Origin of the sequence: Acidisoma sp. S159 (genome assembly GCF_009766125.1) — a bacterium.
Taxonomy (GTDB): domain Bacteria; phylum Pseudomonadota; class Alphaproteobacteria; order Acetobacterales; family Acetobacteraceae; genus Acidisoma.
In genome coordinates this window covers 159,163-173,940 of record NZ_LMUG01000007.1, presented here as the reverse complement: position 1 = coordinate 173,940, position 14,778 = coordinate 159,163, and the positions used below count along the sequence as shown (strand labels likewise).

16 protein-coding genes are annotated in these 14,778 nt (G+C 59.6%); 7 read left to right on the top strand and 9 right to left on the bottom strand.

Going from position 1 to position 14,778, the window contains the following annotated elements; genetic code table 11:
• The first annotated feature begins 79 nt into the window (after nt 1-79).
• Complete coding sequence (locus GSQ92_RS02680; protein WP_158804046.1) at nt 80-928, top strand: MurR/RpiR family transcriptional regulator; 849 nt, start codon at nt 80-82, stop codon at nt 926-928.
• 52 nt (nt 929-980) lie between these two features.
• Here the strand turns inward: GSQ92_RS02680 and GSQ92_RS02675 are convergent, their stop codons facing one another.
• From GSQ92_RS02675 to GSQ92_RS02655, 5 genes are all read right to left on the bottom strand, one after another.
• Nucleotides 981-1,223 carry a hypothetical protein gene (locus GSQ92_RS02675; protein WP_158804047.1) on the bottom strand — a complete coding sequence of 81 codons (243 nt, stop codon included), beginning with the start codon at nt 1,221-1,223 and terminating at the stop codon, nt 981-983.
• Nucleotides 1,224-1,467: 244 nt separating this feature from the next.
• Nucleotides 1,468-1,929, bottom strand: a complete 462-nt coding sequence (locus GSQ92_RS02670) for a nitroreductase family deazaflavin-dependent oxidoreductase (RefSeq protein ID WP_158804048.1) — start codon at nt 1,927-1,929, stop codon at nt 1,468-1,470.
• Nucleotides 1,930-2,334: 405 nt separating this feature from the next.
• The gene (locus GSQ92_RS02665) at nt 2,335-2,655 is read right to left on the bottom strand and encodes an SMR family transporter (RefSeq protein WP_158804049.1); all 321 of its coding nucleotides are present in this window, start codon (nt 2,653-2,655) and stop codon (nt 2,335-2,337) included.
• Between the two features lie 192 nt (nt 2,656-2,847).
• On the bottom strand, nt 2,848-3,315 hold the full coding sequence (locus tag GSQ92_RS02660) for a carboxymuconolactone decarboxylase family protein (RefSeq protein ID WP_158804050.1): 468 nt from the start codon (nt 3,313-3,315) through the stop codon (nt 2,848-2,850).
• A gap of 147 nt (nt 3,316-3,462) precedes the next feature.
• Nucleotides 3,463-4,884 carry a PLP-dependent aminotransferase family protein gene (locus tag GSQ92_RS02655; RefSeq protein ID WP_158804051.1) on the bottom strand — a complete coding sequence of 474 codons (1,422 nt, stop codon included), beginning with the start codon at nt 4,882-4,884 and terminating at the stop codon, nt 3,463-3,465.
• Between the two features lie 198 nt (nt 4,885-5,082).
• Here GSQ92_RS02655 and GSQ92_RS02650 point away from each other — a divergent pair, with 198 nt between their 5' ends.
• Both GSQ92_RS02650 and GSQ92_RS02645 read left to right on the top strand, forming a co-directional pair.
• Nucleotides 5,083-5,811, top strand: a complete 729-nt coding sequence (locus GSQ92_RS02650; protein ID WP_158804052.1) for an FMN-dependent NADH-azoreductase — start codon at nt 5,083-5,085, stop codon at nt 5,809-5,811.
• A 50-nt stretch (nt 5,812-5,861) separates the two neighbouring features.
• Nucleotides 5,862-6,518 (top strand): NAD(P)-dependent oxidoreductase, encoded by a 657-nt coding sequence (locus tag GSQ92_RS02645; RefSeq protein WP_158804053.1) that lies wholly within the window; start codon nt 5,862-5,864, stop codon nt 6,516-6,518.
• A 222-nt stretch (nt 6,519-6,740) separates the two neighbouring features.
• Here GSQ92_RS02645 and GSQ92_RS31370 read toward each other — a convergent pair whose 3' ends face one another.
• A complete protein-coding gene (locus GSQ92_RS31370) occupies nt 6,741-6,977 on the bottom strand; it encodes an ATP-binding cassette domain-containing protein (RefSeq protein WP_159012961.1) in 237 nt (78 codons plus the stop codon).
• 8 nt (nt 6,978-6,985) lie between these two features.
• Nucleotides 6,986-7,576 carry an ABC transporter permease gene (locus tag GSQ92_RS02635; protein WP_158804055.1) on the bottom strand — a complete coding sequence of 197 codons (591 nt, stop codon included), beginning with the start codon at nt 7,574-7,576 and terminating at the stop codon, nt 6,986-6,988.
• On the opposite strand from GSQ92_RS02635, the gene GSQ92_RS02630 reads away from it, so the two are divergent.
• The 4 genes from GSQ92_RS02630 (at nt 7,534) to katG (ending at nt 12,322) form a co-directional block, all read left to right on the top strand.
• Nucleotides 7,534-8,049, top strand: coding sequence for an aminotransferase class III-fold pyridoxal phosphate-dependent enzyme (locus tag GSQ92_RS02630; RefSeq protein WP_159013032.1), 516 nt, complete (start codon nt 7,534-7,536; stop codon nt 8,047-8,049). The genes GSQ92_RS02635 and GSQ92_RS02630 overlap by 43 nt on opposite strands.
• A 28-nt stretch (nt 8,050-8,077) precedes the next feature.
• The gene (locus tag GSQ92_RS02625) at nt 8,078-8,902 is read left to right on the top strand and encodes a DeoR/GlpR family DNA-binding transcription regulator (protein WP_158804056.1); all 825 of its coding nucleotides are present in this window, start codon (nt 8,078-8,080) and stop codon (nt 8,900-8,902) included.
• Nucleotides 8,903-9,064: 162 nt separating this feature from the next.
• Nucleotides 9,065-9,961, top strand: coding sequence for a LysR substrate-binding domain-containing protein (locus GSQ92_RS02620; RefSeq protein ID WP_158804057.1), 897 nt, complete (start codon nt 9,065-9,067; stop codon nt 9,959-9,961).
• 177 nt (nt 9,962-10,138) lie between these two features.
• Complete coding sequence (gene katG, locus GSQ92_RS02615; RefSeq protein WP_159012960.1) at nt 10,139-12,322, top strand: catalase/peroxidase HPI; 2,184 nt, start codon at nt 10,139-10,141, stop codon at nt 12,320-12,322.
• Between the two features lie 235 nt (nt 12,323-12,557).
• Here katG and GSQ92_RS02610 read toward each other — a convergent pair whose 3' ends face one another.
• Together GSQ92_RS02610 and GSQ92_RS02605 are read right to left on the bottom strand one after the other, a co-directional pair.
• Nucleotides 12,558-13,760 (bottom strand): Gfo/Idh/MocA family protein, encoded by a 1,203-nt coding sequence (locus GSQ92_RS02610; RefSeq protein ID WP_158804059.1) that lies wholly within the window; start codon nt 13,758-13,760, stop codon nt 12,558-12,560.
• Nucleotides 13,761-13,809: 49 nt separating this feature from the next.
• Entirely contained in the window at nt 13,810-14,628 is an 819-nt protein-coding gene (locus tag GSQ92_RS02605; RefSeq protein ID WP_159012959.1) for a sugar phosphate isomerase/epimerase, read from the bottom strand.
• Between the last annotated feature and the right edge of the window lie 150 nt (nt 14,629-14,778).

The window sequence follows — 14,778 nt, the reverse complement described above, 5'->3', positions numbered from 1 at the left end:
ATGCTCCATTGCTCCTGTGGGCTTGTCAACAAAGGATTTTGATTGGGCCGTGAAAGATGCTCGGGAACCGCCAAGGTTGATGTTCAGGACGACCCCGCCTATCGTAGTCAGGTTGCAGTCGCAGTTTGCGGAACTGTCGCCGGCGCTTGCCCGCGTGGCGAAGCACATCATCAACTATCCTTCGGAAACGACCACGCTTTCGATCGAGGCGCTGAGCCAAATCACAGAAAGCGGCGAAGCAAGCATCGTCCGTCTTGCCCATATTCTGGGATTCGTGAGCTTCCGATCCTTCAAGCTCGCTCTAGCCGCTCAGTGCGGCGCGCCAGCGCAGGACCTGCAAGGGGGCGAGGTGGCTGATGAGGTCGAACGGCTGCGCCGCGACATGAGCGACAATCTCGAAGGCGCGGCGAGGCTGCTGGACCGCAACATCCTTAGGAATGCCGCGAAGGCGCTCGTCCTGCGCCGTCATGCCAATATCTACGGCGGTGGGGTCTCGGCGATGGTCGGCGACATCCTGGCCGCTAAGCTTTTGCGCGCTGGAATTTGGGCAACCTCTTACCGCGATAGCAATGTCGCGCTGGAGGTCATGGCGCCGGCGTCCCGCGATGCGGTCGCAATCGCGATTTCCGACAGTGGCAGCACGCTGGAAACTGTGCGGCTGCTGCGCGCCGCACGCGCCGCCGGCGCACTGACCGTGGCAATCACCAGCCGGCCATCGAGCCCGATCGCAGGGCATGCCGACCTCGTCTTGCTGACGGCGCCGATGGCGCAGCCGCCCTCCGCGGGCTTCGTCACCTCCGTCGTCGCGCAATTCTTTGTCTTGCAAGCGCTCGTCGACAGCGTGGCGGCGACCTTGGCTGGCGCGAACCAATCGACGGCAAAGAGGCCAACCTCGGGCCTGGCCGTGAAACGCTCGCCACGTCGGTGAGGTCGCGGCTCTCGCATGGGCAAGCGTCAACCCCAAAGCAGCTCACAAACCGTTACTCAGGCTCTCGAGATGCGATCCACTCATCCATGAAATCCTCTATCTTCTGGCGGACCTCATCCGCGGTCTCACCTAGAAATTCCGGAAAGCTCTCCAGAACAAGTTTCTTTTCCTGCTTGTCGAAGACATAGTTAGGTCTCCCGGCGAACTTTACGCGCCCCCACTCTCCGATGGGACGGAGTAACTTGTCGATGCGAGTTTGATATCTGAACCGCCGATCCCCTTCACCTTCAGCCAACCTTACCTCCGCGTTCCCAGGGCACTCGTCGATGCGGCCATCAAGCCATCGCACGCCGGGCGTGTATCATGGCTATATTGGGTGAAGCTGATGCAAAGCCCGCCGGGCCGCGCTGACCCCCCAACCTCCGCCGGCACGTCGGGCATTGCTCTCGCTGTAGCCGGAGATGCGGATTTAGCCTCGAATGCATAGCTAGGCCCCTGTAAGCGGCAACCCCAGGTCGCCGGTCCGACCTGGGACCGGATCAGACGATGGGGTCGAGCAGGACGACGGGGATTTCCCGCTCGGTTTTCTTCGCGTAGTCGGCATAGGGCGGCCAGAAGTTGAGGGCCTTTTGCCATAACGGTTCACGTGCCGCGCCGGTGATCGTCCGCGCCTTGGCTTTGAAGTCTTTGGTGCCGACCCGAACTTCGACCTCGGGATTGGCGACCAAGTTCTTGTACCAGCCCGGATGCTCGGGCGCGCCACCTTTGGAGGCGACAATAATGATGCTGTTGCCGTCCTCGCCGTAAAAGAGCGGGAAGATGAACTTCTCGCCGGACTTGCGGCCAACAGTGGTGAGGAGCAGCGAGGGGACTGTCATTTCTGGGTAGCCGGGTGGAGTGACGGTATACATGTGGCCGTCTTTGCCGCCGCTGGAGATGTAGCGGTTGGCGTGGTCGATCATCCATTGCGGGAGATTGGGGGCGAGCTTCGCTTCAGCCATAGGGCGCTTTCCTTCTATAACCAATCGAGCCTAGCACAGCCACGCGGGATGCCCAGTGGCCGGCCATCAACTGTTCAGAAGGAGCGGGAGCGCAGGCGCGAACCAGGGCCTGCCGGCCTTCATATGTCGGTCGGCTTTTCGAATGTCGATGCGGGTCGATCTCCGGCCGAATATCTCGTCGGAAAGACTATCGCCGATCCGCTTTCGAAGACATTGACTTCAAGATCGATCAGCGTGCTCGCCAACGCCATACGGGATTGCGCTGGGGCTGGGAGAAATGGCTTCCAGGAAAACACAGTTCGGTAGACATCCGCAGGATGCCAACTTTGTCAATGCGGATGACGCAACCCCGTAGAGCTTCATCGCCGCGGCCCCAGGTTAGGCCGCATTGGCCAGCAATCATGCTCAAGCCGGTGAGACCAGTCTGAGGCCGACGACACCTGCCAATATGAGAATAATGCAGAGCACCCGCATCGGCGCGGCGGAGTCACCCAGGAGTATCATCCCCAGAAGGGCGGTGCCCGCCGCGCCTATACCGGTCCAAACCGCGTAGCCGGTCCCAACTGGCAACGAGCGGAGCGAGAGCGACAGAAGAAACACGCTCGACAAGCCTGTGGCGACCGTCACCAGTGCAGGTATAAGCCGCGTGAAACCTTCGGACGATTTCATACCAATGGCGAATGCGATTTCAAGGATTCCGGCGACGCAAAGGAGTACCCAAGCCATGAGTGCGGATCCGTCTTTCTGGCGCACCAAACGCTGCGGCCGGATGAAGTTCAAACGAGAGCCAAGATCAGGCAGTGGAACCGCATCTAGTTCGTTTCCACTGCCATAGGCGGGCCGCAAAGCATCAGACTCAGCTGGCTTGAAGGACGAACGGGCGCTAGCGATCGCAGATCACTATGGCGAGGTGTCCGCTTATTGACTCTCTCCTGTCTTCGCGGCAGCGGCTGGGATCGAGCGGAATGAGACTCCCAGCCGATTGAAGGCATTCATCAGGCCAATCGCATATGTAAGATCAGCAAGATCTTTATCGCTGAATTCGGCGGCAGCGGCTTCGTAATCAGCGTCAGGAACGCCGGTCTCAGCTACGCGGGTCACGGTTTCCGCCCAGGCAAGGGCGATGCGTTCGCGGGAACCAAATACCTCGCCGGTCTCGCGCCACACCGGCACCAGCACGAGCTTCTCGATCGTAATGCCGGACGCGAGCAGGTCGCGCGAATGCATATCGATGCAATATGCGCAGCCGTTTATTTGGGAGACGCGCAAATACACGAGGTCGACAAGTTGTTTTGGAAGGCTGCTTTTTTGAAGGGTGACATAAACCCCACCGAAAGCCTTGTAGCCGTCGGGCGAGGCCTTGGTGTAGTCGACACGATTGGTCATGGCGAGTCCTTATCTCTGATATTCAAGAACCCCTAAATGTCGCGTCTTGGTATATCTTAGAAGAGCCATGACCCATCATACGCACTGGGCCATGATTCCCTCATCTTGCGAGGCAGTATGCATCCCCTTATGCAGCTGTTGCGACCGTCATATCAGATCACGGATTCTCTTTCCGAGAGTCTCCGCGGTCCTCTGAGAGTCAATATTCGTGAAGTTGAGGAGCAAGGCTGAAGCTTCATTGCTGCCCACTTTCCAATCCGTCAATGCTTCCCCGTACAGGCCTTCACCTCGCATCCGCGCGACAAGCTGACGATCTGATTGTTGACCTTGCAGGCGCAAGATCAGGTGCATTCCTCCCGGCTGTGAATCAATTCTCATGTGTTTCCCGAGCACGCTTTCTAACCCTGTCGCGGTTGCATTCCGACGCTCGGCGTAGAGCTTTCGCATCCGCTGGATGTGACGGGCGAAATGACCCTCTGTTATGAAGGCTGAGACGATCCTTTGCGTCAACTCTGGACTGCCTTCGGAAAAAAGCTGACCAATCTGCTCAAACCGCTCGACCTGCGCTTCCGGCACGACAAAATAGGCAAGCCGAATGCTCGGCAAGATCACCTTGCTGAAGGTGCCGGCATAGACTACGCGTCCATCACGATCCAAGCTCTTTAGCGCGGGGAGAGGTCGGCTGATATATCTGTACTCGCCGTCATAATCGTCCTCAATGATCCACGCGCTATTTTGCGTAGCCCAGTCCAAGAGCGCCAAGCGCCGGGGCAGGGATAGCGATACGCAGAGCGGGCTTTGGTGCGCCGGAGTAACCACCGCTGCGCGTGCCCGGGGCGCTAGTTTCATTCCATCAGAGACGACCATGCCGTCCTGATCTACGGCAACGGGGACCGGTGCGATTTGCATGTTTCCGAGCAATTCTCGCGTTGGCGGGTATCCGGGGTTTTCCAGCCAAACGCGATCGCCCGACTTCAACAATGCACGAGCAATCAGTTCGATTGAGTGGCGGTATCCTGACGTCACAAAGACCTGACACGCCGAGCAGTTAATACCGCGCGACACTTGAAGATATACGGCGATCTGGGCTCTCAATGCCGGCAAGCCGTCAACGGCGGGATGAACCATGTCAGATGGTTGCATAGAACGCACACAGCGTGCGCCCAGACGTGCCCAAATCTTTCGAGGAAAAGCATCCAAAGCGGGCAAACCCATTTGGAACGGCAAAATTGAGTCTGGACGAAAGCTGGGTGAAGCAAGGCGGCTATCCGGCCGGGGAACCGAAACTGAAACAGGCGTTCGCGGCTTGAGGCCTGGAGTCACGATCGTTCCTGCCTGACCCCGGGCCTGAATATACCCTTCAGCGGCGAGCAAAGAATAGGCTGCCTCTATAGTGCCTCTTGCCAAGCCCATTTCTTTGGCTAGCGCTCTTGCCGAAGGTATTCGGTCGTGTGGCCTCAATACCCCACTGGTAATAGCGTCACGAAACCGATCGTAGATCTGCCGATAAAAAGCTCCATCCACTGTCGGTCCCAATGGCGAGATCTTGCTGGTCTTTCGCAGAGCCATGGACAAGTTGCCTTTATAGAGATGCTGGTGAAGACTATACCATCGGCTTGCCGGGTGGCAGAAGTCGGGGTCCCAGGCTCTCGCTCGCGCTGATTATGGACCATCTGAAAGTCCAGTTCATGGCCCTTGGATGCAGGTCATTGGATTTTTATTTGGAAGGCATGAGTGACGAAAGTTGAACACGACTGGAAGTAGGTGATGCAGATCCTGCATATTAGCTGCAGCCCTCGGGGGCAGGCTTCCGAGAGCTACAGGCTCTCTCGAAGAATTGTTGCATTCCTGCTGGTAAGCGAGCCAACCGCGAAAATCGTAAATCGGGGAATTGGCGACGGCGGCATATCGCATATTGATGGGGACTACGCGGCGGCGCTCAGCACAACACGAGAGCCGTCCACGACGGTATCTCAGACGGCCTCCTTCTCTGACTCCGAGGAGCTGATTCGGGAGCTAGAAAGTTCAGATTTTGTGGTCATTGGAACCCCCATGCATAACTTTACCGTGCCCTCTACGCTGAAGGCGTGGATAGATCATATCGTGCGGGTCCGTCGAACGTTCGACTCGACGAAGGAAGGAAAGCAGGGCAAGTTGTCTGATCGCCCAATCTTTGTCGCGGTGTCCTCGGGCGCAAAATATTCCGGAGAGCGCGCGCGTCAACCAGATTTTCTCACGCCGTATCTGAAAGCCATCCTAGGGACAATCGGACTGCATGATCTGACGTTTTTTTCCGTAGAAGGAACCTCCTCGGGTCCCGGTGCTGTAGTTGAGGCCAGGGCTAGTGCTGATCGCGCGCTGCAAAAGTTCTTTCACCATTTTCCCGGCGGAAGTCTGAACGAAAACGGTGTCGGTTCGCTGCAACTCACTACAGTGGCGGCCCCCGCGGAGCTGACGGTTTCGGCCACCAGTGCCGCGACAGTGGCGGGATCCTAGACTGTGGTTTCCGCGTCCAGATTAAACCGAGAGCAAAGGGAGCGAACGGAATGCGAATTTTCCTGGCTGGTGCCACCGGCGTCATTGGCGTTCGCTTGGTGCCGCTCATGTTGGCTGAAGGACATGTCGTCGCGGCAATGACTAGGACGCCAGAGAAAATTAACGGACTTCGCGCTGCTGGAGTCACTCCAGTACTATGCGATCTCTTCGACCAGAAGTCGCTTATCGTGGCCGTAGGGGAATTTCGACCCGATGTCATAGTCCACCAGGTGACTGATCTACCAGACGAGATCGGGAAGCTTGCCGCGTTCCTCGCCTCGACCGATCGCACCCGAAGTGAGGGGACGCGGAACCTTCTGGCCGCGGCGCGAGCGACAAAGGCTTCAGGTTTCGTCGCGCAGAGTATCGCTTGGGGTGATGGACCCATTGTCGAAGCCCATGAGAATGCGGTGACCTCGGCAGGCGGTACCGTGTTGCGCTATGGCCAGTTCTACGGGCCTGGCACCTACTACGAGAAGGATCCGCCACCCGCCCCTCGGATCCATATCGATGCCGCTGCGCGGCGCACTGTGCAGTTCCTCGCGGGACCGAGCGGAGTTTTTGCTATTACCGATGACGCCTCCGTCTCATGGCTGGTTAGGTCTGCTCTACTCAGGCCGGACGTGCCTTGGTCTGTGCACAGAGATGTTCCTTCAGCGCGCGAGTAACAAAATAAAGCTCGATCGCTGTCTCCCCCGTCGCTCTTCGATCGCACCACTGGCTTCTATAAACCGCGGTCGGGACCATCCATCTCGTCCGGCACGAGCTTCTCCAACTGGAGCCACATCGGATTTCTCAGGGGGAGACGCGCGCACATTTCATAATCCGAGGCTTTTTCGCGAATGACCGTCTTGGAGACCGTCATTCCAGGCATGCATTGCCGGACGCGTTCAGGAGGGTTTGCCGCCATCCAGGAGAACCTCGCCCGTGACAGAGATAGCGCTTGGGATCGATGACATGATGGTGCGCGCTGTCATTGACTTGCCGCTGCCGGACTCCCCGACAAGCCCGACGATCTCCCCTCGGTCGATTGTCAAAGATACGTCGACAAGGATCGGGACGAATGTGCTCGCGCCCGTCACCGCTGCTGATATGGCTCGGAGCTCAAGGAGGGGTTGGTAGCTCATTGGTGTGCTTAACTGAGTTCCGACAACCAGTCGCCGACCAGATTGAAGGCGACCACGGCGAGCACGATCGCGATGGCGGGAAACACGACCCCTGTGGTGGAAATATACACCTGCTGGTCGGCATACCAGAGCATCGAGCTCCAGTCCGGCGTTGGCGGCTGCACGCCAAAACCGAGAAATGAAAGGCCTGCGAGATCGAGCAATGCATAGCCATAGTAAAGTGCCGTCTGCCCGATGATCAAAGTGCTGAGATTTGGCACGATGTGCAAAGCGCAGATGCGGGTCGCGCCGAAGCCCTGGACCCGCATGGCATCGACATAGGCTTTCTGTTTTTCCACCAGAGTCGCCGCGCGTACCACCCTTGCCATCAGCGGCACATAGATCACTGTTACCGCCATAACAATTGTGGTGAAGCCGGGACCGAAGGTCGCGACGATCACCGCTGCGAGAAGCAAAGCGGGAAAGGCGAAAAGGACGTCGAAACTTCGAGAGAGAATGGCGTCAAGCCAGCCACCGATGAAAGCGGCGCCGATGCCGAGCGGCACCCCGATCAACGCTGAAAGCAGAGCGACGACGAGCGGCGAGTGGATATGTTCCACTTGGCGGCGTCATAATCCGCAAGGCGATCTGGGACGCGTTCCATGACGTTCCAGATGACAAGCCGCTGATGCACGGCTTTACCTATTCCGGCCACCCGGTAGCCTGCGCCGTCGCTCTCGCCAATCTCGATATCCTTGAGCGTGAACGCCTCGTGCCCCAGGTCGAGGAACGCGGCCGATATCTGGCCAAGCGACTCGATGAGCCTCGCGATCTTCCCTACGTGGGCGAAGTTCGGTCCCTCGGCCTCATGGCGGGGGTCGAAATTGTCGCCGACAAGGTGACGAAGGCCCGCTTTCCATCAACAGGCCTGGCGCGCACGGCTGCCGTCGCGAGGAATGCGCGAGGATATGGGCTCGTCACTCGGCCGCTGCTCGACGACATCTTGCTTCTGGCTCCCCCTTTCGTCATCACGGAGGAAGAGATCGACCGTGCGGTCTTTGCGTTGCGCGAGTCCATCTTGAAGATCGAGTAAGGAGCCGGCGACTGAAAGCGATCTTTTAGTGGACGATTCGATCGACCGAGAACCCGAGCGGCTTGCGGTCATGCGCTATGATTCCGCGCCTACGCGCCGCAGCTTCATCATGGACATGGTCCGCAACACCGGATTTTGCAGCGCGGCTGAACTCAGCCGTGACCTCGGCGTCTCTGAAATGACAGTACGCCGGGATATCCAGCGCCTCGCCAAGGAAGGTTTGGCGCGGGCGGTGCATGGCGGCGTCAGTTCGGCGACACCGCTGCTCGGGCCAGTGGATTTCCGTCTCCGTTCGGCTCAGAGATTGACCGCGAAGCAGGCGATAGCCCGTAAGGCTGTTGGCTTACTGGCGCCCAATTCAGTCGTTGCTTTCGATTCCGGCACAACGACGCTCGAAGTCGCACGTCTATTGCCTCTCGACCTGCGGATGTCGGTAGTGACCCATTCCCTGCCGGTCATCAGCGTCTTGTCGTCGAGAACGAGCCTCGAAATACCTGCTCTGGGCGGAGCATTCTATTCCGAGACGCAGGCTTTTGCCGGTCCAATCACACTGCAAGCACTGTCCAACATTCGGGTGCACACTTTGCTGCTCGGCGCTACGAGTGTTCGCGATCACGCCATGTGGTGCACGAACACCATCGACGCGGCGACCAAGCATGCGCTGATCGGCGCGGCGGATCGCGTTATCCTGCTTGCCGATTCGACGAAATTCAACATTACCGCCATGATGAAGGTCTCTGATCTATCCGGAGTCGACATGATTATCACCGACACGGAATTGACCGCCAACGCGCAGGCAATGTTGGAGATTCCGGGCCTTGAGCTGTTGATGGTCGACAGCGGAGGGTCTTAGTCGACCTCTGTCCCTCGTCTTCGACCGCGCCGCCCCTCGCCAATTATTCGGGACGGTAGAATGGCATATCAGTCGTGCCCGCGCGCCGGTCAGGAGGCGATTGCCATATTTGCCAGTTGAACTCAGACTGGGCAGGTGCACCAGGAGGGGTTCAAAGCACGCATGACGCTGCAGGACTTGCGTTACCTCGTCGCCCTTGTCGATCACGGCCATTTCGGCCGGGCCGCAGCCGCGTGCAGTATCAGCCAGCCGACCCTCAGCATGCAGATCAAAAAACTCGAGGAGCAACTCGGCGTGACGCTTTTCGAGCGCACGAATAGGTCGGTGCGAGTGACGCCCGTCGCCGAGGAAATCGTCGGGCGGGCGCGCCAGATTTTGACGGATGTCGAAGCCATCATCAGCGTGGGGAGGAGTGTCTCCGGCCCGCTCGTCGGCGCGTTTAGCCTCGGCGTTATTCCAACGCTCGGGCCTTACCTGCTGCCGTGGCTCGTGCCGGCGCTGAAGAAGGACTACCCGGAGCTGCTGCTGGCCGTGCGCGAGGATCTGACGGCTCACCTTATGGAGAGACTTGTTTCTTACCGTCTGGACGCCGCGCTGGTCGCGCTCCCGGTTTCGGATGATCGTGTGGCAAGCCTGCCGCTCTTCGATGAACCCTTTTGGTTTGCCGAACCCAAAGGACACCAACCCGCCAATGCCAAAGTCATGAGGGAGGAAGATCTACGCGGACGGCGGCTGCTTCTGCTGACCGAAGGTCATTGCCTGCGCGACCAGGCACTGGCGATTTGCGGCACGACAGACCGCGACGCCGATGGGGATTTCCGCGCCACCAGCCTTGAAACGATTCGTCAGATGGTGGCGATGGGCATGGGCAGCACATTGCTGCCGGCAATGGCGTGTAGTGCCGCTCATACCCAAGCGATAACGGCGCATCCCTTGGAAGCCGGCATCGGGCGTCGCGTGGGGCTTATATGGCGCCGCAGTTATCCCAGAGTTCGGGATCTTCACCTTCTGGCGCAGACCCTGCGCGATCATCTGCCGCAGAGCGTCAACCTCGTCTAAGCGGGCCGGAGCCTCGAGAACGATAGCTCGGCTCTATCGCTCTGATACCAATAATCTATTATACAAGCTCCCGTACTGCGCTAAAATTCCTCACGCTTGCGGGCGGACAGCCAGCATTCGTCGCGGGATTGGCGCATGGGTTGTCCGGCGAGGCAAGCATAGGGATGGGAGGCAAATATGGACGCTAAAGTTGACGATAAAGGCGCGGGCGGGTGCCCGGTAATGCACGGAAGCGGTGGCAGAGCCAACCGCGACTGGTGGCCGAACAGGTTGCGCCTGGACATTCTCAAGCAGCACTCGCCGCGATCCAACCCCCTGGGTGATGCCTTCGACTATCCGGAAGCGTTCAAGAGCCTCGATCTCGATGCAGTGATTCGAGACCTCTATGCCCTGATGACTGACTCGCAGGACTGGTGGCCAGCCGACTTTGGTCACTATGGCGGTCTGTTCATCCGCATGGCATGGCACAGTGCCGGAACCTACCGCACCACGGACGGCCGTGGTGGTGCCGGTGGTGGCCAGCAGCGCTTCGCGCCGCTCAATAGCTGGCCGGACAACGCGAATCTCGACAAGGCACGCCGGCTCCTTTGGCCGATCAAGCAGAAATACGGCCAAAAACTCTCCTGGGCGGACCTCTTCGTTCTCACCGGCAATGTCGCTTTGGAATCGATGGGCTTTAAAACCTTCGGCTTCGCCGGCGGCCGGGCCGACACCTGGGAGCCCGAGGAGCTTTACTGGGGTCCGGAGGGAACCTGGCTGGGCGACGAGCGTTACAGCGGCGAGCGGGAACTGCATGGGACGCTCGGCGCGGTGCAGATGGGTCTGATCTATGTCAATCCGGAGGGGCCGAACGGCAAGCCGGATCCCCTCGGCTCCGCCCGCGACATTCGCGAGACCTTCGCGCGCATGGCGATGAATGACGAGGAGACGGTCGCTCTCATCGCCGGTGGTCACACCTTCGGCAAAACTCATGGCGCCGGAGACCCGTCCTTTGTCGGCGCGGAGCCGGAAGGCGCCGTCCTCGAGGATCAGGGCCTCGGCTGGAGGAGCAAACATGGCAGCGGCTTCGGGGCGGATGCGATCACCGCCGGCCTCGAGGTAACCTGGAGCCAGACTCCGACGAAGTGGAGCAACCACTTCTTCGACAATTTGTTCAAGTTCGAATGGGAGCTTACGAAGAGCCCGGCTGGTGCCCAGCAGTGGCAGGCGAAGAATGCCCCTGCCGATGTCCCGGACGCGTATGACAGTTCGAAGACGCGCGTGCCGACCATGCTGACCTCGGACCTCGCACTACGGTTCGACCCTGCCTACGAGAAAATTTCGCGGCGTTTCTACGAGCACCCGGATCAGTTTGCCGACGCCTTTGCCCGCGCCTGGTTCAAGCTGACGCATCGCGACATGGGACCGATCCAGCGCTACCTCGGTCCGCTGGTGCCGAAGGAGACGCTGATCTGGCAGGATCCGATTCCGGCCATTGATCATCCGGTGATCGATGAGCAGGATATCGGCGCCCTCAAAACCAAGCTCCTCGCCTCGGGGCTTTCGGTTTCCCAGCTGGTCTCGACCGCCTGGGCATCGGCTTCGACTTTCCGTGGTTCCGATAAGCGCGGCGGCGCCAACGGCGCGCGCATTCGTCTTGCGCCGCAGAAGGATTGGTCGGTTAACAATCCGCCCGAACTGGCGAAAGTGCTGCAGACGCTCGAAGCGATTCAGAAGGAGTTCAACGCTTCGGCCGCCGGCGGAAAGAAAGTGTCGATCGCCGACCTGATCGTGCTCGGCGGTGCAGCGGCAATCGAAAAAGCCGCGAAGGATGCTGGGACCGATGTGAAGGTGCCATTTACGCCGGGACGGATGGATGCGTCGCAGGAGCAGACCGACGTGGCGTCTTTCGCGCCGCTCGAGCCTGTCGCTGATGGTTTCCGCAACTACCTCCGTGGTGCGCAATTCATGGCGCCTGAAGAGGCTTTGGTGGACCGCGCACAGTTGCTGACCTTGACCACGCCAGATCTGACGGTGCTGATCGGCGGTCTGCGTGTTCTGGGGGCCAATGCCGGGGGATCTCAGCACGGCGTCTTCACTAAGCAGCCCGGGAAACTGACGAACGACTTCTTCGTCAACCTGCTCGATATGCGTACGGAATGGCAGCCGACCGGCTCTGAGGATGTCTACGAGGGCCGTGACCGCACCACCAAGCAGCCGACATGGACCGGCACACGTGTCGATCTGATCTTCGGCTCACACTCGGAACTGCGCGCTCTGTCAGAGGTCTATGCCGCTTCGGACTCGAAGGAGAAGTTCGTGAAGGACTTCGTGGCGGCATGGAACAAAGTCATGAACGTCGATCGGTACGACTTGATTTGACGCCAGGCGCGGGAGTTATGTAACCCGCAGGCGAGATCTAGGGGCGGCGTTCAGAATGAGCGCCGCCCCTAGGCCGTGACGATCTAAAACAGAACCGCAATTCGAAGATTCGTCATGGCATGCGAAGGCATGCCATCCACGCCTTGCTTTCTAGAAGTGAGGAAGGCGTGGATGCCCGGCCTTCGCCGAGCATGACGTGGTGGAATTGCAAAGTCCAAGCCAGAGACATCCCACTCTAGCGTTTGTGTTCCGCAGCTATTTCGTTGCGACTTTGTGCGCGAATGTCTGTCCAAATACCCGTTTCGCTGGAAGCCAAAATAGCATCCGCGACGACTTCGTTCAGATAGCCATCGCGGAAATTGGGCGAGGGCTGCCGGCCCTCGGCGATCGCGGTCATGAAGAGATGGCATTCGATGATCTTAGTCTCGCCATAGCCGATGCCCAATGCCGGGATGGGCCAAAGACCATCGCCATGCGGATGGGCCGGTCCCGTATAGATTGTGCGAAACCCCCGTCGGTCAGCCGGATCATCGGCGAACATCACCTGCAATTCGTCACGACGCTCGTAGTTGAAGAAGATCGAACCTGCGCTGCCATGGATTTCGAAGGTCAGATAGTTGTTGCGGCCAAAGGCGTTGCGGGTTGCTTCCAGCGAGCCTACCGCGCCGTCCTGGAAACGGATCAGCGTCATAATTTCGTCGTCCACATCGACCGCGGCCTTAGGCACTCCGCTGAGTTTTGGCCCCGCCCCAAGCTTGTCGGTGCCGCTGTTTTGAATAGGACGCTCGGTGATATAGGTTCGCGCGACGGCGCTGACGGCCGCGATCTCGCCCACGAGATAGCGCGCCATGTCGATCACATGGGTGGCGATATCGCCCAGCGCGCCAGAGCCCGCGATTTTCTTCTGGAAACGCCAGGACAGCGGGCCGTCGGGATCCGCTGACCAATCCTGCAGATAGGTGCCGCGAAAGTTGCGAATTGTGCCGATGCGGCCTTCCTCGATGATCTTCCGCGCGAGCACCACAGCTGGCGTATGGCGATAGTTGAAGGCGACCATGTGGGTGACGCCGGCGGCCTCTACAGCCTCGAGCATCATCAGGGCTTCCGCGGCGGTTCGGCCCAGTGGCTTCTCGCAGATGACATGCTTGCCGGCCTGCGCGGCCGCTATGGCGATCTCGGCATGGCTATTGTTTGGCGTGACGATATCCACGATGTGAATTTCGGGATCGTCGATGACGCGCCGCCAATCCGACACGCCCTTCGCGAAGCCCAAGCGATTCGCGGCGTCGTCCGCCAGTTCGTCGCTGACATCGGCAATGGTATGGCGTATGGGGATCGCGGGGGCGGGCCAGAAAAACATCGGCATCGCGGCATAGGCCAAAGCATGCGCCTTGCCCATGAAGCCGCCGCCGATCATGCCAACATTGAGACGATGCATGGGGAATATTCCTGTCCGAAAATGGGTGGCGGCAAAGGTGCTGACGAGGTCACACCTTGTCCCGCAACCATGCCATGCTCGCGCGTGCGCCCTCGGCCGGATCAGGCCATGCGTCGAGCTCAACGGTGATCCACCCATCAAAGCCGCGTTCGCGCAAGAGATGCAAGGTCGGCAGAAGATCGAGGTCGCCGCGATCAATCGGCGTGAAGGCGAAAGGGTCGCGCTGCCAGCCTTTGAGATGGACGTAGCTCACACGATCGTAGTGCTCAGCGATCAGCGCCGCGGGATCGCCGCCGGCCGCGGCGAGATGTGCGGTGTCAGGGCAGAAGCCGATGCGGGTCTTGGCGAAGACGCGCCGAATTTGCTCGGGCGTTTCGGCCATGGTCGTGAGATGTGGATGATAAAGAGCGCATAGGCCCAGCCGCTCAGCGATGTCGGCGACCCGATCGAGTGCCTGCCCAAGCCGGTCATAGTCGCCATCGCGTGGTTCGCTCGAGCGTTTCGCTCCTCCCCCGACTACGAAGTGTATCGCGCCTGCCTCGGCGGCGAGATTTGCAGCACGCTCGATCCGCCGCAACTCCTCCTCGAGAATATCCGGGTAGATGAAATTTCCACCGCCATAGACCGCCAGGAGGTGCAGGCCTTGCTCCGAAAGCTGCCCGCGCAGCTCGCCCATCCGCCCTGCGAAATCGAGCAGATTGCCATCGAACAGCTCGACCGCGTGATAGCCTGCGGCCGCGATATCCGCGAAGGCCCGGTTCATGTCGCCGAAGGTCTGGTAGACAAGATCCTTGATGGAGGTGACGCCGACCGGATGGCCGCCGAGCGGTCCCCAGCAATTCGCGTGATAGGCAATTTTCTGGGCCATATGTTTATCTCCCTAGGCGTGGTCAGCCGCCGATTGTCCGCCAGCCGCCCTCATCAGGCAATTCAAATCGCGGCGGCTAAGAGCTTCACGAGCGCGGCCGAACCCGCTCTTCGTGAAGCACCTTTCCGAGATCAGTGCTTGCCGCCGAGA

Coding starts and splice junctions, on each gene's coding strand:
- GSQ92_RS02670 (WP_158804048.1), bottom strand. CDS start 1,929: ATGGCTGAAGCGAAGCTCGCCCCCAATCTCCCGCAATGGATGATCGAC.
- GSQ92_RS02620 (WP_158804057.1), top strand. CDS start 9,065: ATGACGCTGCAGGACTTGCGTTACCTCGTCGCCCTTGTCGATCACGGC.
- GSQ92_RS02605 (WP_159012959.1), bottom strand. CDS start 14,628: ATGGCCCAGAAAATTGCCTATCACGCGAATTGCTGGGGACCGCTCGGC.
- GSQ92_RS02610 (WP_158804059.1), bottom strand. CDS start 13,760: ATGCATCGTCTCAATGTTGGCATGATCGGCGGCGGCTTCATGGGCAAG.
- GSQ92_RS31370 (WP_159012961.1), bottom strand. CDS start 6,977: ATGAGCTACCAACCCCTCCTTGAGCTCCGAGCCATATCAGCAGCGGTG.
- GSQ92_RS02665 (WP_158804049.1), bottom strand. CDS start 2,655: ATGGCTTGGGTACTCCTTTGCGTCGCCGGAATCCTTGAAATCGCATTC.
- GSQ92_RS02645 (WP_158804053.1), top strand. CDS start 5,862: ATGCGAATTTTCCTGGCTGGTGCCACCGGCGTCATTGGCGTTCGCTTG.
- katG (WP_159012960.1), top strand. CDS start 10,139: ATGGACGCTAAAGTTGACGATAAAGGCGCGGGCGGGTGCCCGGTAATG.
- GSQ92_RS02650 (WP_158804052.1), top strand. CDS start 5,083: ATGCAGATCCTGCATATTAGCTGCAGCCCTCGGGGGCAGGCTTCCGAG.
- GSQ92_RS02680 (WP_158804046.1), top strand. CDS start 80: ATGTTCAGGACGACCCCGCCTATCGTAGTCAGGTTGCAGTCGCAGTTT.
- GSQ92_RS02660 (WP_158804050.1), bottom strand. CDS start 3,315: ATGACCAATCGTGTCGACTACACCAAGGCCTCGCCCGACGGCTACAAG.
- GSQ92_RS02655 (WP_158804051.1), bottom strand. CDS start 4,884: ATGGCTCTGCGAAAGACCAGCAAGATCTCGCCATTGGGACCGACAGTG.